The sequence below is a fragment of the Streptomyces sp. NPDC107654 genome (assembly GCF_055639035.1).
Map to the genome: position 1 here is coordinate 424,432 of NZ_JBVKBI010000002.1, position 18,339 is coordinate 442,770.

Here is an 18,339-nt window from a genome sequence, read left to right on the forward strand (position 1 = left end):
GGGTGCCCGTCGGCTTCCGGGTCAGCGCGCCGGCCAGGGCACCTGCGGCGACCGGTAGTAGTGGATGCCGAGGGCGTCCCAGCGCGGGCCCTGTGCCGCGAGTCGCACCCTGTAGGCGTTCCAGTCGTGCGTGGCCGCCGGGGACCAGCCCAGCTCGGCCGCGCCGGCGAGCCGCGGGAACGCCATGTACTCGATGTCGGCGGACGTGGTCAGGGTCTCGGACCACAGCGGCGCCTCGACGCCCCTGATCGCGGAGGCGGGTGCTCCGGCGAGGTAGGCGCCAGGGTTCCAGTCGTAGGACCGTCCGACCTCGACCAGGCCCGCCCACTTGGTGCCGGGGCGGGTGCCGCTCGTGTACTTCATGTCGAGGTAGATCCGGTCGGCCGGGGAGAGGATCAGTCCGGTGCCGTTCCGGGCGGCCTGCGCCACCTGGGCCTTCTCCGCCGCGCCGGTGCCGTCCAGGCCCCAGTACTGGGCGAGGGCGCCGCGGGCCGGGTGGGCGCCGGTGAGCTGGTGCCAGCCGATGACCGTCTTGCCGTACCGGGCGACGACCGGCTGCACGCGGTCCATGAAGCGCACGTAGTCGGTGTGACTGGTGGAGTGCGCCTCGTCGCCGCCGATGTGCAGATAGCGGCCGGGGGTGAGGGCGGCCAGCTCCCGGACCACGTCGTCCACGAAGTCGTAGGTGACCTCCTTGGGCACGCACAGCGAGCTGAAGCCGACCTGGGTGCCGGTGTACAGCGGGGGTGCCACGCCGTCGCAGGTGAGCTGCGCGTAGGAGGCGAGGGCGGCGTTGGTGTGGCCGGGCATGTCGATCTCCGGGACGACCTCCAGGTAGCGGGAGGCCGCGTACCGGACGATCTCCCGGTAGTCGTCCTTGGTGTAGAAGCCGCCCCGGCCGCCGCCGACCTGGGTGGAGCCGCCGTAGGAGGCCAGGCGCGGCCAGGAGTCGATCGCGATGCGCCAGCCCTGGTCGTCGCTGAGGTGCAGGTGCAGCTCGTTGACCTTGTAGAGCGCCAGCTGGTCGATGTAGCGCTCGACCTGGGCGACGGTGAAGAAGTGCCGGGAGACGTCCAGCATGGCGCCGCGGTAGGCGTAGCGGGGGCGGTCCTGCACGGTGCCGCCGGCGATCTGCCAGGTCGCGCGCTGGACACTCTTCCTCTCGACGGCCGCGGGGAGGAGCTGGCGCAGCGTCTGGACGCCGTGGAAGAGCCCGGCGGAGGTGCGCGCCGTGAGGGTGACGCCGCCGGCGCCGCTCTGCAGCCGGTACCCCTCGGCGCCGAAGTCGCCCCCGGTCAGCCGGAGTCGGATGCCGCCGGTGCCGCGGTCGGTGACCGGCAGCGGGTAGCCGGTGGCGGGGCGCAGCAGGCCGGCCAGATAGCCGCCGATGCGGCGGACCTCGGCGGAGCCGTCGACGCGGACGGCGGTGGCACGGGTGATGCGGTACGGCGTCCCGCCCGGGGTGACCGAGGCGGGCGCCGGGACCACCCGGTTCAGCGGGGTCGGGGCGGCGGCCTCGGCCGCGGGGGCCGCGCCCAGGGTGAAGGCGCCGGCCGCCGCGAGCAGCAGCAGGGCGCCGAGGGCGCGGGGCGTTCGGGGAGTCGTGCTGTGGTTCCGTCTCACATGCGCTCCCTTCGGAGGGTCGACCGTCGGCGGGGGCTGACCGCCCGACGTGGTCGAGACCAACTGTCCCGCAGATCGGGTGGAACAATCCCCGCATGGCGGAAATCATCCAGAAGGACGGCACCTGGGCCTTCGACGGCGATGCCCTGCGCCTCACCCCGGGCCGGGACAAGAACGTGGGCCCGCTCCGCCGCGAGCTGGGCGAACTCGTCGTACCGCTCGGCGCGTTGGCCGGGATCTCGTTCGAGCAGGGCCGGAAGGCGGGGCAGCTCAGGCTGCGGCTGCGCGACGGCGCCGATCCCCTCCTCCAGGCCACGGCGGGCCGGCTGGCCGGGGCGCAGGACCCGTATCGGCTGACCGTGGAGCCCGACCGGTACGGGGTCGCCGAGTACGTCGCCGACGAAGTGCGCAACGCCCTGTTGCTGGAGGGGGTTCCGGCGGGTCCGGTCACCGGCTACCTGCTGCCGGGCCCGTCGGTGCCGGTGTCCGTGTCGGCCGGGGACGGCACGGCGGGCTTCGACGGGGACCGGGTGCGACTGGAGTGGAACTGGAAGACGGAGGACGCCAAGGCCTCGTCCGGTCCGCGCACGATACCCCTCGCGGAGATCACCGGTGTGGAGTGGCAGCCGGCGGCCGGCCTGGAGAACGGGTACCTGCGGTTCCTGGTGCGCGGCGCCCCGGCCGCCGTGCCGCCCAAGTACGACCCCCACGCGGTCGAGCTGTGGGGCTTCCGGAAGGACCCGCTGATGGCCCTGGTCGCGGCGGCCGTGCAGGCGCGCCTCCCGCATCCCTCGGCGGCCGGGCCGGAGGTACCGGAGGTCCCGCCGCAGCGGGCCGCGGAGCCGTCCGGGGACGACCACGACGTGCTGCTGCGCCGGCTGCGCGAGCTGGGCGAGCTGCACCGCGACGGGGTGCTGACCGACGAGGAGTTCGCGCTGGCCAAGCAGGCGGTCCTCAGGCGCCTGTGAGGACCGCCTGCTCGCGGTCGGCCTACTTGGCCCTGCGGGAGACCGTGAAGTGGTCGATGCGGTCGCCGGTCTCGGCGATGCCCGACACCTTCAGCGTGGTCTGCCGGCCCTTGGGGGCGGGCGTGACGTCCACGCGGAGGAAGGAGTAGTCGAGGTAGCGCACCCGGGACCAGGCGACGGTCTCGTCGACCTTGCCGTCCTCGGTGTTCACGAACGAGGCGACCGAGTCGGTCTCGTGCTCGTGGCCCTCGTAGGAGTCCGGGGCGGAGAAGGCGTACAGGCTGCGGCCGGCGGCGCCCGCGGTGACGTAGACCACGCCGTCGGTCTCGGGGTAGGCGGTGCCGCCGATCGGCAGCTTCCTGCTGACCTTGCCCGCCTTGATGACGTCGGTGCGCTCGTACTGGTGGTTGTGGCCGTTGATGACCAGGTCCACCGTGTACTTCTCGAACAGCGGGACCCATTCCTGGCGGACACCGCCCTCGGAGGCGTGCGCGGTGGAGGTGCAGTAGGCGCAGTGGTGGAAGAAGACGACGACGAAGTCGACGTCCTTGGCGGCGCGGAACTTCTTCAGCTGGCCTTCCAGCCACGAGGTCTGCGTTCCGCCCGATATGCCCAGGTTCGCAGGGATCTCGAAGGAGATGTCGTTGGCGTCGAGCGAGATGACGGCCGTGTTGCCGTAGACGAAGGAGTAGACGCCCGGCAGGTTCCTCCGGTCCGGCCCGTTGTCGGGGAGCGTCCAGCGGGCCTCCTCGCCGCCGTAGCCGTTGGGCGAGTACCAGGCCTCCATGTCGTGGTTGCCGTAGGCCGGCATCCACGGGACCTGCTTGGCGACCGACTCGGTCTGGTACAGGAACTGGTCCCAGGTGCGCGAGTCGAACCCCGTGTCGGTGGGCTTGCCCGCGCCGGACGGGTCGCCGTAGGCGATGTCACCGGCGTGCAGGTGGAAGGCCGGGTTCTGGCCGAGGATCAGGGCGTTGTTGGCCAGGCCGTGGTAGCCGACACCCTCGTCGCCGAAGGCGGTGAAGGTGAACGGCGCCTTGTGGGCGGGGGCGGTGGTGAAGGTGCCCAGGGTGCCCGCCAGGTGCGGCCGGGCCGGGTCGAAGCCCTGGTGGCCGACGCCGTAGTAGTACGTCCTGCCGGGACGCAGACGGGTCAGCCTGGCGTGCAGGTAGTACTGGGTGTGGTCACCGCTCGCGCCGACACCGGCGGGGGTGTGGAGGGTGCGGACCTCGGCCTCGATCTTGCGGGAGAGGTCCCAGGGGTGGGCGCCGATGCGGATGAACGGCTTCTTGACGGCGACCGGGACCTGCCAGGAGACGGTGATCTCGGTGCGCGGGTCGTTGCCCCAGGCCAGGTGGCGGCCGAAGGGGGCGGCGAGGGAACCGTCGACCGCGGCGGCGGAGCCGACGGTTCGCCGGGTCGGCACCGCGGCCCTTGCGGTGGCGCCCGGCACGAACGCGCCGCCCGTGACGGCGCCCAGCGTGACGGCGCCGCCCCTGATCACGGTGCGCCGCGAGAATCTGGCGCGCAGGTACTCGTGCTGCTCGGCCATGCTCATGCGCTCGGCCAGCTTCTCGGGTACTCCCATACGAGGAATGTCCATGGCGTCTGAAACTCGTCCGCCAGGGCTACGGGACACAAGACGCAGGATGGACAACGTGCGAACAGCGCACCATGAGAGATTCAACAGGTGCCTGCCCGGAATCGGGCACGATTCTTGCGAAAGAGGCGCCGGTACTCCAGGATCTACCGGGTGCACGAGGAACTTGTCGATCATCTGACGCGGTCCACGCCCCTGAACCGGGGCGAGGCGCTGCGGGTGGTCCAGGACGTGCTCGCCTTCTTCGACGAGACGACCCAGGACTTCGTCCGTCGCCGCCACCGCGAACTCCAGACCCAGGGCCTGGTGAACGCGGAGATCTTCGAACGGATCGAGGCGGACCTGAAATACCGGGCGGTGGCGCCGCCGGAGCTGACGCTCAGGCAGCTGCGCCGCATGGTCTACGGCTGAGACGCCAGGCTGAGAGATACCTGTACATGTGCGGAATTGTCGGATACATCGGGAAGCGTGACGTGGCACCCCTCCTCCTGGAGGGCCTCCAGCGGCTGGAGTACCGCGGCTACGACTCCGCGGGCATCGTCGTCACCTCCCCGAAGACGCCCGGCCTGAAGATGGTCAAGGCCAAGGGCCGGGTGCGCGACCTGGAGGCCAAGGTCCCGGCGCGCTTCAAGGGCACCACCGGCATCGCCCACACCCGCTGGGCCACCCACGGCGCCCCCTCCGACCTGAACGCCCACCCGCACATGTCGGCCGACGGCAAGGTGGCCGTCGTCCACAACGGCATCATCGACAACGCCGCCGACCTGCGCCGCAAGCTGGAGGCGGACGGCGTCGAGTTCCTCTCCGAGACCGACACCGAGGTCCTCGTCCACCTGGTCGCCCGCTCCACGGCCGAGAAGCTGGAGGACAAGGTCCGCGAGACCCTCCGGGTGGTCGAGGGCACCTACGGCATCGCGGTCATGCACGCCGACTTCTCCGACCGCATCGTGGTGGCCCGCAACGGCTCCCCCGTCGTCCTCGGCATCGGCGAGAAGGAGATGTTCGTCGCCTCGGACATCGCCGCGCTGGTCGCCCACACCCGCCAGATAGTGACGCTGGACGACGGTGAGATGGCCACCCTCAAGGCCGACGACTTCCGCACGTACACCACCGAGGGCACCCGCACCTCGGCCGAGCCGACCACCGTGGAGTGGGAGGCGGCGTCGTACGACATGGGCGGCCACGACACCTACATGCACAAGGAGATCCACGAGCAGGCCGACGCCGTGGACCGCGTGCTGCGCGGCCGCATCGACGACCGGTTCTCCACCGTGCACCTCGGCGGCCTCAACCTGGACGCCCGCGAGGCCCGGCAGATCCGCCGCGTGAAGATCCTCGGCTGCGGCACCTCGTACCACGCGGGCATGATCGGCGCCCAGATGATCGAGGAGCTGGCCCGCATCCCCGCCGACGCCGAGCCGGCCTCCGAGTTCCGCTACCGCAACCCGGTGGTCGACCCCGACACCCTGTACATCGCGGTCTCCCAGTCCGGTGAGACGTACGACGTCCTGGCCGCCGTCCAGGAGCTGAAGCGCAAGGGCGCCCGGGTCCTCGGCGTGGTCAACGTGGTGGGCTCGGCGATCGCCCGCGAGGCCGACGGCGGCGTCTACGTGCACGCCGGCCCGGAGGTCTGCGTCGTCTCGACGAAGTGCTTCACCAACACCACGGTCGCCTTCGCCCTGCTCGCCCTGCACCTCGGCCGCACCCGTGACCTCTCCGTGCGCGACGGCAAGCGGATCATCGAGGGCCTGCGCCGGCTGCCCGAGCAGATCACCGAAATCCTCAAGCAGGAAGAGGAGATCAGGCAGCTGGCGGAGAGCTACGCCGACGCCCGCTCGATGCTCTTCATCGGCCGCGTCCGGGGCTACCCGGTGGCCCGCGAGGCCTCCCTGAAGCTCAAGGAGGTCTCCTACATCCACGCCGAGGCCTACCCCGCCTCCGAGCTGAAGCACGGCCCGCTGGCCCTCATCGAGCCGGCCCTGCCCACGGTCGCGATCGTCCCGGACGACGACCTGCTGGAGAAGAACCGCGCGGCCCTGGAGGAGATCAAGGCCCGCGAGGGCAAGATCCTCGCCGTCGCCCACCAGCACCAGGAGAAGGCCGACCAGACGATCCTCGTCCCGAAGAACGAGGACGAACTGGACCCGATCCTGATGGGCATCCCGCTCCAGCTGCTGGCCTACCACACGGCGAAGGCCCTGGGCCGGGACATCGACAAGCCGCGGAACCTCGCGAAGTCCGTGACGGTCGAGTAGGAGACGGAACGGACCCCCACGTGTGCCACCCGTCACATGGGGGTCCTTCCCGTGCCGCTGGAGGTCAGCCGGTGGCCGTCACCCCCCGGCCGGCGGCACGCTCCGGAAGGGCCGGGCCGGTGCGCCGGCGCCGCCGCGCACCAAGCCGCCGCACCGGAGGCAGGGATGAGGAAACCGAACGCCAACAGGGTGGTGCCCAGGGCGCGTCCACGGCGGGCTCCCTTCGCGCGGGTGCGGTGGTGCGGTGAGCCCTATATGCCCTTCACAAGGGCACGAAGCACCTCTACGCGCGGGTAGTTTTGTGCTGCACCCGGCTGCGTCAAGGGAGTTGGGGGGCTCAGGGAATGACGATCACGGGCCGCTGCGCCCGCTTGGCGAGCCGCCCCGCGACGGAGCCGAAGATCCGGCCGACGATGCCGTGCGTGGAGCCGACGACGATCGCGTCCGCCTCGTACTCCCGCCCGACCTCCTCCAGCTCGTGGCAGATGTCACCGCCCCGCTCGACCAGGATCCACGGCACCTCGGCCAGGTAGTCCGCACAGGCCAGCTCCAGCCCCAGGACCTCCGTGCGGTGGTCCGGCACGTCGACGAAGACCGGCGGCTCGCACCCGGCCCACACGGTGGTGGGCAGCCGGTTGGCGACATGGACGATGATCAGGCCGGAGTGGGACCGGTGGGCCATGCCGATCGCGTACGCGAGGGCGCGCTCACTGGAGGTGGAGCCGTCGAAGCCGACGACGACTCCGTGCCGGAAGGCGGGGTCGCAGGACGGACGTGCCTCTTCCGCCGCCAGGGGATCGGCCGCCGTGGGGTCGGCGACCGGCCGCTTGCGGTCCGCGGGTTCGAAGAATTCGTGACCGGCCATGGCTGTCTCGGCGTTGTGATCCTTGATCGGGTGGGACGACAGTGTGCGGCGGAGCTGTGTCCGGGAAACATCTTCCCAAGCCCATACCCCCAAGGGTACGGCGGCACTCCTCCTGAGCACAGACACCGCGCACGCTCCGTGAGCGGCCCCCCGATGTCCGTAGGGGTTCACCGGAGCATGCACGAGCCACGCCCGTAACGCAATGGTTGCTGCCCCGTACAGGCGGTTTGCACAGCGTTCACAGATGCGCCTGCGGTGACCGAGCGGTCGGACGGGCGTTGAATCGGGGTGAGCCACCGCCCCAGGGAGTACGAGATGCCCGCACCCCGCCCCAGCGCCGACCCGCGCCCCGCGCCGGACACCGCGAGTGAGGTGATCCGCTGGGCGGCCTTCAGCTGCGTACTCGTCCCCGTGGTACTCGTCTGGTACGGCACCTCACTGGCCGGCGCCACGGGTTCCGCCCTGGGTCTCGCCGCCGTCACGGCGGTCTGCCGGGTGCTGCTGCGCCGCTCCGAGCGGTGTGCCCGGCGTTGCGAGGCGCAAAGAGGTGGGCGTCACACCGGGAGCGGACACCGGTCGACTGACCTGTTTCCGCGCCTTTGAACGCTGCTTTTCAGCCAACTTCTCGATATCGGCCAGGAGGGGTCCGAACCACCCCCCGACCCCCGTTCCACCTGCACGGAAAGGGTCTACGGGCCGCTGCGCACCCTACGCGGTTTGGCCACTGCGACAAGGCGCACTTCCCTGCGCGCCACGGGAGTGCAACGCTTCGTGATCGAATGCTTCACGCCAAGTTGTCATGTCGACAATGTGCCGCGTGGGGAACTGGCCACCGCGCGATCGCGGGAGCCAGTAAATTCGATCTTGACTGTCTTTACGGCGGGGGACTCGTGCAGGACCGAGGGGAAACGTGCAGGAGCGACACAACCGAGGAGCCGCGACCACCAAGGGGGGCTTAGCAGGATGAGCCACGACTCCACTGCCTCGCCGGACGCCGCAGCCCGGAAACTGTCCGGGCGACGCCGCAAGGAGATCGTCGCGGTGCTGCTGTTCAGCGGCGGCCCCATTTTCGAGAGTTCCATTCCGTTGTCGGTGTTCGGGATCGACCGCCAGGACGCCGGCGTGCCGCGCTACCGCCTGTTGGTGTGTGCCGGCGAGGAAGGCCCGCTGCGGACCACAGGGGGCCTCGAACTCACCGCACCGCATGGGCTGGAGGCGATCTCACGCGCCGGGACGGTCGTCGTACCGGCCTGGCGTTCGATCACCTCACCACCACCGGAGGAGGCGCTCGACGCGCTGCGTCGGGCCCACGAGGAAGGCGCCCGCATCGTCGGGCTGTGCACGGGCGCGTTCGTGCTCGCGGCGGCCGGACTGCTGGACGGCCGCCCGGCGACCACCCACTGGATGTACGCACCGACGCTGGCCAAGCGCTACCCGTCGGTCCACGTGGATCCACGCGAGCTCTTCGTCGACGACGGCGACGTGCTCACGTCGGCGGGGACGGCGGCCGGAATCGATCTCTGTCTCCACATCGTGCGGACGGACCACGGCAACGAGGCGGCCGGCGCGCTGGCCCGCCGCCTGGTGGTCCCGCCGCGCCGGTCCGGCGGGCAGGAGCGCTATCTCGACAGGTCTTTACCGGAGGAGATCGGCGCCGACCCGCTCGCCGAGGTCGTCGCCTGGGCGCTGGAACACCTCCACGAGCAGTTCGACGTGGAGACACTGGCGGCACGCGCCTACATGAGCCGCCGTACGTTCGACCGCCGGTTCCGCTCGCTGACGGGCAGCGCACCCCTGCAGTGGCTGATCACCCAGCGGGTGCTGCAGGCGCAGCGGCTGCTGGAGACGTCGGACTACTCCGTGGACGAGGTGGCGGGCCGGTGCGGCTTCCGCTCGCCGGTGGCCCTGCGCGGCCACTTCCGCCGCCAGCTCGGCTCGTCCCCCGCCGCCTACCGTGCCGCCTACCGTGCCCGCCGGCCGCAGGGCGACAAGCCGGGCGAGCCGGAGCCGGCGGTGCACCAGCCCGGCCAGCAGGGCGCGCCCGCGGGCCTGTCCGGCCCCATGGGCGGTCCGCCGCCCGCACTGCCGTACGAGCACCGGGACGGCGGGGTGCCGATGCAGACCCGCCGGGCCACCGCCGGAGCGGTGGGGCTGCTGCCGGGACCACGCAGCGGTAGCTGAGCGCGGCGGGAAGCACGGAGACGGGCACGGACGGAGAGGGGGCGAGCGCAGGCTCGGCCCCTCTTCTCCGTACCGGCGGCTTCTCCGTCCCGGCAGCTCCTCCGTACCGGCGGCTCCTCAGTCCCGACCGCCCCCGTCACAGGGGGCACCCAAAAGCTCAGGTCCGCTTTAGGGTGGTCGCATGAACGATCGCATGGTGTGGATCGACTGCGAGATGACCGGCCTCTCGCTGTCCGACGACGCTCTCATCGAGGTGGCCGCCCTCGTCACCGACTCCGAGCTGAACGTGCTGGGCGAAGGGGTCGACATCGTCATCCGGCCGCCGGCCCGGGCGCTGGAGACGATGCCGGAGGTGGTGCGTCAGATGCACACCGCGTCCGGTCTGCTCGCCGAGCTGGAGAACGGTACGACCCTCCAGGACGCCGAGGAGCAGGTCCTCGCCTATGTCCGGGAGTACGTGAAGGAGCCCGGCAAGGCCCCGCTGTGCGGCAACTCCGTCGGCACCGACCGCGGTTTCCTGCTGCGGGACATGCCGACGCTGGAGGACTACCTCCACTACCGGATCGTCGACGTGTCCTCGGTCAAGGAGTTGGCCCGCCGCTGGTACCCGCGGGCGTACTTCAACAGCCCGGAGAAGAACGGCAACCACCGGGCCCTCGCCGACATCCGCGAGTCGATCGCCGAGCTGCGCTACTACCGCGAGGCCATCTTCGTGCCGCAGCCCGGCCCGGACTCCGACACCGCGAGGACGATCGCCGCCAGGCACGTTCTGCCCGCGCGGTAGCCGCCGCGCGGGGGCCGCGCGAAAACCTGTGCGCGAGCACCCCTTCGGACCCTGTAGACTTCTTCTCGGCCGGTCGGGGAAAACACTCCTCGAACAGCCGGTCATGGTGGGTGTAGCTCAGCTGGTAGAGCACCTGGTTGTGGTCCAGGATGCCGCGGGTTCGAGTCCCGTCACTCACCCTGAGTAATCAGCCGGTGACTTCGTCGGAAGACGGGGTCACCGGCTGATTCTGTTTCTCTCCACGGAAAGCCGTGTGGTGAAGCCCCGTGGTGCAGCCCTGCGGTGAGGCCCGCACGCGCCTCCGCCCGTTGATCGAGGAAGCCGATCCCTGCCGATCGCGAGGAAGCCGGCCGCCCCGCCCCTCACGACGACGCCCGTACCACCAGTTCCGTGGGCAGCACCGCCCGGCGGCGGTCCAGGCCGCGGGACGCCGGCGGGCGGCGGTCGGCGATCTCCGTCTGGAGGAGGTCGATCATCGCGCGGCCCATCTCCTGTATGGGCTGACGGACGCTGGTGAGCGGCGGATCCATGTGACGGGCGATGGCGGAGTCGTCGTAGCCGACCAGGGCGACGTCGTCGGGGATGCGGCGGCCCGCCTCGCGCAGCACCTGCCGGGCGCCGGCCGCCATCACGTCCGAGCCGGCGAAGACCGCGTCCAGGCCGGGGTCGCGGGAGAGCAGGAGCTGCATCGCGCGGCGGCCGCCCTCCTCGGTGAAGTCACCCGGCTCGATCAGGAGGTCGTCCGCCGGATGACCCGCGTCGCGCAGGGCGTCGCGGTAGCCGTCGACGCGGCGCTGGGCGCCGTACACGTCCAGGCGGCCGGTGATGTGCGCGATCCGGCGGCGCCCCCGGCCCAGCAGGTGCTCCACCGCCGAGCGGGCACCGCCGTAGTTGTCCGAGTCCACCGAGGTGAGCGACTCGGCCGCCGAGCGCGGGCCGCTGATCACGGCCGGGATCTCCAGCTGGGACAGCAGGTCGGGAAGGGGGTCGTCGGCGTGCACGGAGACCAGGAGGACACCGTCGACGCGGTGGGCCGCCAGATACTGGGCGAGACGCTGCCGCTCGCGGTCGCTGCCGGCGAAGATCAGGAGCAACTGCATCTCGGTGTCGGCCAGTTCGGCGCCGACACCCCGCAGCATGTCCGAGAAGTACGGTTCCGCGAAGAAGCGGGTCTCCGGCTCGGGGACGACCAGGGCGATGGCGTCGGTGCGGTTGGCCGCGAGGGCGCGGGCCGCGGTGTTGGGGACGTACCCCAGCTCGGCGACGGCCGCCTCGACCGCGGCGCGGGTGGCGTCGCTGACCCGGGGCGAGCCGTTGATCACCCGGGAGACCGTGCCCCGTCCGACCCCGGCCCGGGCGGCGACCTCTTCGAGCGTGGGCCGCCCTCCGCTCCGGCCCCGCCCTCCATGGCTTGCCATGGGCTCCGCCTTTCTCGCCGCGTCCTGCTTATGGCTGGAATCTAACAGTCCTGGCCAGAGGGGCGAGCGGTGCGAGGGGACCCGCGAGGGCAGTTAACAGGCAGATAACTGAACGCGGTTCGCCCCGTCCGCTCCCTTGACACCCCGCCGGGAACCGACGACTCTTCAACACATCACCTGTGGGAGCGCTCCCACAGTACCTGACACCTACACATCCCGCACGTTCCCCGCCCGAGCCGCAGCGAGTACGAACGGGCCCGATTTCCATGCAGTTGGCCGGGGGGTCGGCACGTCAGGCAACAGGAGGACGCAATGCGCACGAGCATCCGCCGGTCCCAGCGGCTGATGGCCCTCGCGGCCGTCGCCGCGCTGACCACGGGGCTGCTGGCCGGCTGCGCCAACGACTCGGACGACGGCACGTCCGACAACTCGGGCGGCGACGGCGGTGGCGGCAAGGGCAGGATCACGCTGACCATCGGGACCTTCGGCGTCTTCGGTTACAAGCAGGCCGGCCTGTACGACGAGTACATGAGGCTGCACAAGGACATCAACATCAAGGAGAACGTCACCACCAGAACAGACGTGTACTGGCCGAAGGTGCTCACCCGCCTCCAGGCCGGCTCCGGCACCGACGACATCCAGGCCATCGAGGTCGGCAACATCACCGAGGCCGTGCAGACCCAGGCGGACAAGTTCGTGGACCTCGGCAAGGAGGTCGACAAGTCGCAGTGGCTGGACTGGAAGCTCGCCCAGGCCACCACCAAGGACGGCAGGACCATCGGCCTCGGCACCGACGTCGGTCCGATGGCGATCTGCTACCGCAAGGACCTGTTCAAGAAGGCCGGTCTGGAGACGGACCGGAACAAGCTGGCCGCCCAGTGGAAGGGCGACTGGGCCAAGTACGTCGACGTGGGCAAGCAGTACATGAAGAAGGCGCCGAACGGCACCAAGTTCGTGGACTCCGCCTCCTCCGTCTACAACGCGGCCCTCGGCGGCGCCGACACCCGGTACTACGACAAGGACGGCAACGTCGTCTGGGACAAGTCCGAGGGCGTGAAGAAGGCCTGGGACGCCGCGATGACGGTGGCCACGAGCGACATGTCCGCCAAGCTGAAGCAGTTCGACAAGCCGTGGGACCAGGGCTTCGCCAACGGCACCTTCGCCTCCGTCGCCTGCCCGGCCTGGATGATCGGCTACATCGAGCAGAAGTCCGGTGACTCGGGCAAGGGCAACTGGGACGTCGCCGCGGCCCCGACCGCGGCCAACTGGGGCGGCTCCTTCATCGGCGTGCCGACGGCGGGCAAGCACCAGAAGGAGGCCATCGAGCTGGCGAAGTGGCTGACCGCGCCGGAGCAGCAGGCGAAGGTCTTCGCCAAGCAGGCCAGCTTCCCGTCCACGCCGTCGGCCTACGCGGGCCTGAAGCCGGCCGCCGACACCACGGCGTACTTCTCGGACGCGCCGATCACGCAGATCTTCGCCGACTCGGCGAAGACGATCCCGGTCCAGTACTTCGGCACCAAGGACCAGCCGATCAACACCGCGCTGACCGACGTCGGCATCCTCCAGGTGGAGCAGAAGGGCAAGTCGCCCGAGCAGGGCTGGGACGCCGCTAAGAACGAGATCAAGGACGTGCTCGGCCAGTGAGCAGCTCCAAGCAGGCTCTCGCGCGTACCGCGTCGAGTGCCGAGGCCGCGCCCGGCTCCACGCCGGGCGCGGCCCGGGGCGCTCGCGGTCGCGGTGCGCCGGCGGGCGCCGACTCCTGGCGCAGCCGGCTGTACCGCTGGGACATGAAGGCGTCGCCGTACGCCTTCGTCGCCCCCTTCTTCATCCTCTTCGGGGCCTTCTCCCTGGTCCCGCTGCTCTACACGGCCTGGTACTCGCTGCACAACGTGCAGTTGTCGGCCCTCGACCACCAGACCTGGGCGGGCCTGGACAACTACCAGAACCTGCTGTCCTCGGACTTCTTCTGGAACGCCCTGAAGAACACCCTGAGCATCGGCGTCATCTCGACCGTGCCCCAGCTGCTGGCCGCGCTCGCGCTCGCGCACCTGCTCAACTACAAGCTGCGCGGCTCGACCGTGTGGCGCGTGGTGATGCTGACCCCGTACGCCACCTCGGTGGCGGCGGCGACCCTGGTGTTCACGCTGCTGTACTCGTGGGACGGCGGCATGGTCAACTGGATCCTCGACCTCTTCGGGGTCGGCCCGGTCAACTGGCGGGAGTCCGACTGGGGTTCGCAGTTCGCGGTGTCGTCCATCGTGATCTGGCGGTGGACCGGGTACAACGCGCTGATCTACCTGGCCGCCATGCAGGCGATCCCGGCCGACCTGTACGAGTCGGCGGCGATCGACGGCGCCAACCGCTGGCAGCAGTTCCGGCACGTGACCGTTCCGCAGCTGCGGCCGACGATCCTGTTCACGGTGGTCGTCTCCACCATCGGCGCGACGCAGCTCTTCGGTGAGCCGCTGCTGTTCGGCGGGGTCAGCGGCTCCAAGGGCGGCTCGGAGCACCAGTACCAGACCCTCGGCCTGTACATGTACGACCAGGGCTGGATCATCGGCAACCTCGGCAAGGCGTCCGCGATCGCCTGGTCGATGTTCCTCATCCTGCTGATCATCGCCGCGGTCAACCTGCTGCTCACCCGACGGCTGAGGAAGACTCAATGACCACCACTGAACTCACGCTGCCCCGGAAGACCGGCGGGCGCCGGGGCCGGATGGGCGCGGGCAAGCAGCTGCACGCGGGCCCGGTGACCTATGTCGTGCTGGCCGTGTTCGCGCTGGTCTCGCTGGCCCCGCTGGTGTGGACGGCGATCGCGGCCTCCCGCACCGACCGGCGCCTCGCCGAGACCCCGCCGCCGCTGTGGTTCGGCGGCAACCTGTTCAAGAACCTCCAGGCGGCCTGGGACGAGGCCGGGCTCGGCACCGCGATGGTCAACTCGGTCGTCGTGGCGGGCACGATCACCGTGAGCACGGTGCTGTTCTCCACCCTGGCCGGCTTCGCCTTCGCCAAGCTGCGGTTCCGGTTCTCCGGCCTGCTGTTGCTGCTGACCATCGGCACGATGATGATCCCGCCGCAGCTCGCCGTCGTACCGCTGTACCTGTGGATGTCGGACCTGGGCTGGTCGAACCAGCTGCAGACGGTGATCCTGCCGAGCCTGGTGACCGCGTTCGGTACGTTCTTCATGCGGCAGTACCTGGTGCAGGCGCTGCCGACCGAGCTGATCGAGGCGGCCCGGGTGGACGGGGCGAGCAGTCTGCGGATCGTCTGGCACGTGGTCTTCCCGGCGGCGCGGCCCGCGATGGCGGTGCTGGGCCTGCTGACGTTCGTGTTCGCCTGGAACGACTTCCTGTGGCCGATCATCGCCCTGAACCAGCAGAACCCGACCGTGCAGGTGGCCCTGAACTCGCTCGGTACCGGGTATGTCCCCGACCAGGCGGTGATCATGGCGGGGGCGCTGCTCGGCACGCTGCCGCTGCTGGTCGCCTTCCTGCTGTTCGGCAAGCAGATCGTGGGCGGGATCATGCAGGGCGCGATCAAGGGCTGATCCGCCCGTCCGCTTCACGGGGGCCGGGTCACCGCCGTCCCGGCCCCTCCTCGCACGCATCCACCGGCTCTTGAGACCCATCATGGGAGCGCTTCCATGCCTGACTCCGTTTCGTCCGTGACCTTTCCTCCCGCCTTCCTCTGGGGCGCCGCGACCTCGGCGTACCAGATCGAGGGGGCGGTGCGGGAGGACGGGCGCACCCCCTCCATCTGGGACACCTTCAGCCATACGCCGGGCAGGACGGCCGGCGGCGAGACCGGGGACGTCGCGGTCGACCACTACCACCGCTATCGCGACGACGTGGCGCTGATGGCGGAGCTGGGCCTGACCGCGTACCGCTTCTCCGTCTCCTGGTCCCGGGTGCAGCCGACGGGCCGGGGCCCGGCGGTCCAGCGGGGCCTGGACTTCTACCGCCGCCTGGTCGACGAACTGCTGGCGCGGGGCATCAAGCCAGCGCTCACCCTCTACCACTGGGACCTGCCGCAGGAGCTGGAGGACGCGGGCGGCTGGCCGGTGCGGGACACCGCGTTCCGGTTCGCCGAGTACGCGCAGCTCGTCGGCGAGGCTCTGGGCGACCGGGTGGAGCAGTGGATCACCCTCAACGAGCCGTGGTGCAGCGCCTTCCTGGGCTACGGCTCCGGGGTGCACGCGCCCGGCCGCACCGACCCGGCGGCCTCGCTGCGCGCGGCACACCACCTCAACCTCGGCCACGGGCTGGCCGTCTCGGCCCTGCGGGCGGCGATGCCGTCCCGCAACCAGATCGCGATCAGTCTCAACTCCTCGGTGGTACGGCCCTTCTCCCAGGACCCCGCCGACCTGGTCGCGGCCCGCCGCATCGACGACCTCGCCAACGGCGTCTTCCACGGCCCGATGCTGCGCGGTGCGTATCCGTCGTCGCTGTTCGACGCCACGCGCTCGGTCACCGACTGGTCGTACGTCCTCGACGGCGACGTCCGCACCATCAACGCCCCGCTGGACGCGCTCGGCCTGAACTACTACACCCCCACCCTCGTGTCGGCCGCGTCCGGCGAGGTCAAGGGCCCCCGGGCGGACGGCCACGGCAGCAGCGCCCACTCGCCCTGGCCCGCCTGCGACGACATCGTCTTCCACCAGACCCCCGGTGAGCGCACGGAGATGGGCTGGACGATCGACCCGACGGGCCTGTACGACCTGATCATGCGCTACACGCGCGAGGCACCGGGCCTGCCGCTCTACGTCACCGAGAACGGCGCGGCCTACGACGACAAGCCCGACCCCGAGGGCCGGGTGCACGACCCCGAGCGCATCGCCTACCTGCACGGCCACCTGTCGGAGGTGCGCCACGCCATCGCCGACGGCGCCGATGTGCGCGGCTACTTCCTGTGGTCGCTGATGGACAACTTCGAGTGGGCGTACGGGTACGGCAAGCGGTTCGGCGCGGTGTACGTCGACTACGCCACGCTGGAGCGGACGCCGAAGTCGAGCGCGCGATGGTACGCGGAGGCGGCCCGCACGGGGGCGCTGCCGCCGGTGGACTCCGCCGCGTGACCGGCGGCGCGGCCCGCCGTGGGGGCGGGCCGCGCCGGACCGGGGGCCGTGCCGTGCCGGGACGCGCCTACTTGTACGCCCCGAACGCCTTCGAGAAGGCGGACTTCTCCTGCGTGACGGAGCTGCACGTGGCGTCGGCGGTGGGCTTGGCGCCGCCCGCGCACTCCTTGTCGCGGGTCGCGGACCACATGGACAGCCAGCCGATCCCCTTGGACCTGGCGAAGTTCACCAGCCGGGTGGCGTCGTCCACCGTGAAAACCTCGGAGGAGACGTCGTTGACACCGATCATCGGGGTGACGGCGACGGCCTTCCAGGCGGCGGAGTCCGACAGCCCCAGCACGCTCTTGACCTGGGCCTGGGTGGCGGTCGCGGCCTGCTCGGCGTAGGTGCCCATGTCACCGCTGTACGAGGCGCCGTAGTCCATCGCCATGATGTTGACGGTGGTGGTCTTCACGCCGTTGGCCTTGGCGTTCGCCAGGAGGTTCACGCCGTCCTGGGTGAGGCCCTCGGGCATCACCGGCAGGGTGAACGAGACGTCCAGGCCGGGGTGCTGGGCCTGGAGCTTGGCGATGGCCTGGGCGCGCCGGGTGTTGGCGGCGGTGTTGGGCAGCGCGCCGCCCTCGACGTCGAAGTCGACCTTGGTCAGCTTGAAGGCGTCGATCGCCTTGCCGTAGGCGGCCGCCAGCGCGTCGGCGGAGGAGCAGGTGGTGGCCAGTTCGGAGCCGGAGGCGCCGCCGAAGGAGACGCGGACGTCTCCGCCCTTGGCGCGCAGTGCGCCGATCTGCGCGGCCACCGCGTCACCGGTGAGGTCCGTGACACCGCCCCACTTGGGGGTGCAGCCGCCGCCGTCGGTGAGGAAGGCGAGGTTGTAGTTCTTCACGCCGGTCGCGTCGGCGGCGCCGAGCAGGTCGAAGGCCGGGTAGAGGCTGGTGTCGACGTAGGGGGCGAAGCCGGCGGAGGAGGTGGTGCCGGTGCCGGAGCCGCCGGTGGGGGTGGGGGTCGCGGGCCGGGTGGGGGTCGCGGTCTGGGTCGGGGTAGCGGTCTGGGTCGGGGTGGTCGTCCCGGTGGCGGTGGGGGTCGGCGACTGGGTGGTCTGCGTGGGCCGGCCGCTCGGCTCGGGGGTCGCCCCGCCGTCCGCGGAACACTGTGCGTCGTCGATACGGCACCCCGTCGGGTCGCCGCTGCCGTTGACCACGAAGCCGACGGTCACCGACTTGCCGGGGGCGAGGCCGTCGGTGTCCCACTTGGCGGGCCGGACGGTGACGTGCCGGCCGCTGACGCTCGACTCGCCGTTCCAGAGGGAGCCGAGCGTGGCGCCCGCGGGGAGGTCGAACTCCAGCGTCCAGGTCTTCTCCGCCTGGCCGGTGTTGTTGGTGACGACGTACTGGGCGGTGTACCCCGTGGACCAGCCGCTGGTCTTCGTGTACGCGGCGTTCACCCCCGCCGCGTTCGCGGTACCGGTGAGCAGGACCGCGCCGCCGCCGATCACGGCCGCGGCGACCAGGCCGCCTATCGCCTTGTTCCTGCCACTGATCCTGCGCCGGTGCGTGCTCATGCGCGTGCCTGCCTTC

At 70.8% G+C, this 18,339-nt stretch carries 14 protein-coding genes and 1 tRNA gene; 10 read left to right on the plus strand and 5 right to left on the minus strand.

The window, feature by feature from the left end:
- Positions 1-21: 21 nt before the first annotated feature.
- On the minus strand, positions 22-1,623 hold the full coding sequence (locus tag ACZ7N4_RS05010) for a beta-N-acetylhexosaminidase (RefSeq protein ID WP_471353869.1): 1,602 nt from the start codon (positions 1,621-1,623) through the stop codon (positions 22-24).
- A 95-nt stretch (positions 1,624-1,718) separates the two neighbouring features.
- Between ACZ7N4_RS05010 and ACZ7N4_RS05015 the strand changes: the two genes are divergently transcribed.
- Positions 1,719-2,591 carry a DUF4429 domain-containing protein gene (locus tag ACZ7N4_RS05015; protein WP_471353873.1) on the plus strand — a complete coding sequence of 291 codons (873 nt, stop codon included), beginning with the start codon at positions 1,719-1,721 and terminating at the stop codon, positions 2,589-2,591.
- Positions 2,592-2,613: 22 nt separating this feature from the next.
- On the opposite strand, the gene ACZ7N4_RS05020 is transcribed toward ACZ7N4_RS05015, so the two are convergent.
- On the minus strand, positions 2,614-4,179 hold the full coding sequence (locus tag ACZ7N4_RS05020) for a purple acid phosphatase family protein (RefSeq protein ID WP_471353877.1): 1,566 nt from the start codon (positions 4,177-4,179) through the stop codon (positions 2,614-2,616).
- A 165-nt stretch (positions 4,180-4,344) separates the two neighbouring features.
- On the opposite strand from ACZ7N4_RS05020, the gene ACZ7N4_RS05025 reads away from it, so the two are divergent.
- Both ACZ7N4_RS05025 and glmS read left to right on the plus strand, forming a co-directional pair.
- Complete coding sequence (locus ACZ7N4_RS05025) at positions 4,345-4,602, plus strand: hypothetical protein (RefSeq protein ID WP_471353878.1); 258 nt, start codon at positions 4,345-4,347, stop codon at positions 4,600-4,602.
- A gap of 26 nt (positions 4,603-4,628) precedes the next feature.
- Positions 4,629-6,446 carry a glutamine--fructose-6-phosphate transaminase (isomerizing) gene (gene glmS, locus ACZ7N4_RS05030; protein WP_471353881.1) on the plus strand — a complete coding sequence of 606 codons (1,818 nt, stop codon included), beginning with the start codon at positions 4,629-4,631 and terminating at the stop codon, positions 6,444-6,446.
- 337 nt (positions 6,447-6,783) lie between these two features.
- Here the strand turns inward: glmS and ACZ7N4_RS05035 are convergent, their stop codons facing one another.
- Positions 6,784-7,311: a universal stress protein gene (locus ACZ7N4_RS05035; protein ID WP_189294432.1), complete on the minus strand. Its 528-nt coding sequence runs from the start codon at positions 7,309-7,311 to the stop codon at positions 6,784-6,786.
- A 963-nt stretch (positions 7,312-8,274) separates the two neighbouring features.
- Here ACZ7N4_RS05035 and ACZ7N4_RS05040 point away from each other — a divergent pair.
- The 3 genes from ACZ7N4_RS05040 to ACZ7N4_RS05050 all read left to right on the plus strand — a co-directional run bounded on the left by ACZ7N4_RS05040 (position 8,275) and on the right by ACZ7N4_RS05050 (position 10,455).
- Positions 8,275-9,492, plus strand: a complete 1,218-nt coding sequence (locus ACZ7N4_RS05040; RefSeq protein WP_471353884.1) for a GlxA family transcriptional regulator — start codon at positions 8,275-8,277, stop codon at positions 9,490-9,492.
- A gap of 181 nt (positions 9,493-9,673) precedes the next feature.
- Positions 9,674-10,276, plus strand: a complete 603-nt coding sequence (gene orn, locus ACZ7N4_RS05045) for an oligoribonuclease (RefSeq protein ID WP_467929901.1) — start codon at positions 9,674-9,676, stop codon at positions 10,274-10,276.
- Positions 10,277-10,382: 106 nt separating this feature from the next.
- Positions 10,383-10,455: transfer RNA gene (locus ACZ7N4_RS05050), tRNA-His, on the plus strand.
- 183 nt (positions 10,456-10,638) lie between these two features.
- Here ACZ7N4_RS05050 and ACZ7N4_RS05055 read toward each other — a convergent pair.
- The gene (locus tag ACZ7N4_RS05055; protein ID WP_471353886.1) at positions 10,639-11,694 is read right to left on the minus strand and encodes a LacI family DNA-binding transcriptional regulator; all 1,056 of its coding nucleotides are present in this window, start codon (positions 11,692-11,694) and stop codon (positions 10,639-10,641) included.
- Positions 11,695-12,006: 312 nt separating this feature from the next.
- On the opposite strand from ACZ7N4_RS05055, the gene ACZ7N4_RS05060 reads away from it, so the two are divergent.
- From ACZ7N4_RS05060 to ACZ7N4_RS05075, 4 genes are all read left to right on the plus strand, one after another.
- The gene (locus tag ACZ7N4_RS05060) at positions 12,007-13,338 is read left to right on the plus strand and encodes an ABC transporter substrate-binding protein (protein ID WP_471353889.1); all 1,332 of its coding nucleotides are present in this window, start codon (positions 12,007-12,009) and stop codon (positions 13,336-13,338) included.
- Positions 13,335-14,360, plus strand: coding sequence for a carbohydrate ABC transporter permease (locus ACZ7N4_RS05065; RefSeq protein ID WP_471353891.1), 1,026 nt, complete (start codon positions 13,335-13,337; stop codon positions 14,358-14,360). Before ACZ7N4_RS05060 ends, ACZ7N4_RS05065 begins: the two co-directional genes overlap by 4 nt.
- On the plus strand, positions 14,357-15,241 hold the full coding sequence (locus ACZ7N4_RS05070; protein ID WP_471353893.1) for a carbohydrate ABC transporter permease: 885 nt from the start codon (positions 14,357-14,359) through the stop codon (positions 15,239-15,241). The genes ACZ7N4_RS05065 and ACZ7N4_RS05070 overlap by 4 nt, the downstream gene beginning before the upstream one ends.
- 96 nt (positions 15,242-15,337) lie before the next feature.
- Positions 15,338-16,768: a GH1 family beta-glucosidase gene (locus ACZ7N4_RS05075; protein ID WP_471353895.1), complete on the plus strand. Its 1,431-nt coding sequence runs from the start codon at positions 15,338-15,340 to the stop codon at positions 16,766-16,768.
- Positions 16,769-16,835: 67 nt separating this feature from the next.
- On the opposite strand, the gene ACZ7N4_RS05080 is transcribed toward ACZ7N4_RS05075, so the two are convergent.
- Positions 16,836-18,323: a glycoside hydrolase family 18 protein gene (locus ACZ7N4_RS05080; protein WP_471353897.1), complete on the minus strand. Its 1,488-nt coding sequence runs from the start codon at positions 18,321-18,323 to the stop codon at positions 16,836-16,838.
- Positions 18,324-18,339: the final 16 nt, after the last annotated feature.

Coding starts and splice junctions, on each gene's coding strand:
- ACZ7N4_RS05035 (WP_189294432.1), bottom strand. CDS start 7,311: ATGGCCGGTCACGAATTCTTCGAACCCGCGGACCGCAAGCGGCCGGTC.
- ACZ7N4_RS05070 (WP_471353893.1), top strand. CDS start 14,357: ATGACCACCACTGAACTCACGCTGCCCCGGAAGACCGGCGGGCGCCGG.
- ACZ7N4_RS05060 (WP_471353889.1), top strand. CDS start 12,007: ATGCGCACGAGCATCCGCCGGTCCCAGCGGCTGATGGCCCTCGCGGCC.
- glmS (WP_471353881.1), top strand. CDS start 4,629: ATGTGCGGAATTGTCGGATACATCGGGAAGCGTGACGTGGCACCCCTC.
- orn (WP_467929901.1), top strand. CDS start 9,674: ATGAACGATCGCATGGTGTGGATCGACTGCGAGATGACCGGCCTCTCG.
- ACZ7N4_RS05075 (WP_471353895.1), top strand. CDS start 15,338: ATGCCTGACTCCGTTTCGTCCGTGACCTTTCCTCCCGCCTTCCTCTGG.
- ACZ7N4_RS05055 (WP_471353886.1), bottom strand. CDS start 11,694: ATGGCAAGCCATGGAGGGCGGGGCCGGAGCGGAGGGCGGCCCACGCTC.
- ACZ7N4_RS05040 (WP_471353884.1), top strand. CDS start 8,275: ATGAGCCACGACTCCACTGCCTCGCCGGACGCCGCAGCCCGGAAACTG.
- ACZ7N4_RS05080 (WP_471353897.1), bottom strand. CDS start 18,323: ATGAGCACGCACCGGCGCAGGATCAGTGGCAGGAACAAGGCGATAGGC.
- ACZ7N4_RS05015 (WP_471353873.1), top strand. CDS start 1,719: ATGGCGGAAATCATCCAGAAGGACGGCACCTGGGCCTTCGACGGCGAT.
- ACZ7N4_RS05020 (WP_471353877.1), bottom strand. CDS start 4,179: ATGGGAGTACCCGAGAAGCTGGCCGAGCGCATGAGCATGGCCGAGCAG.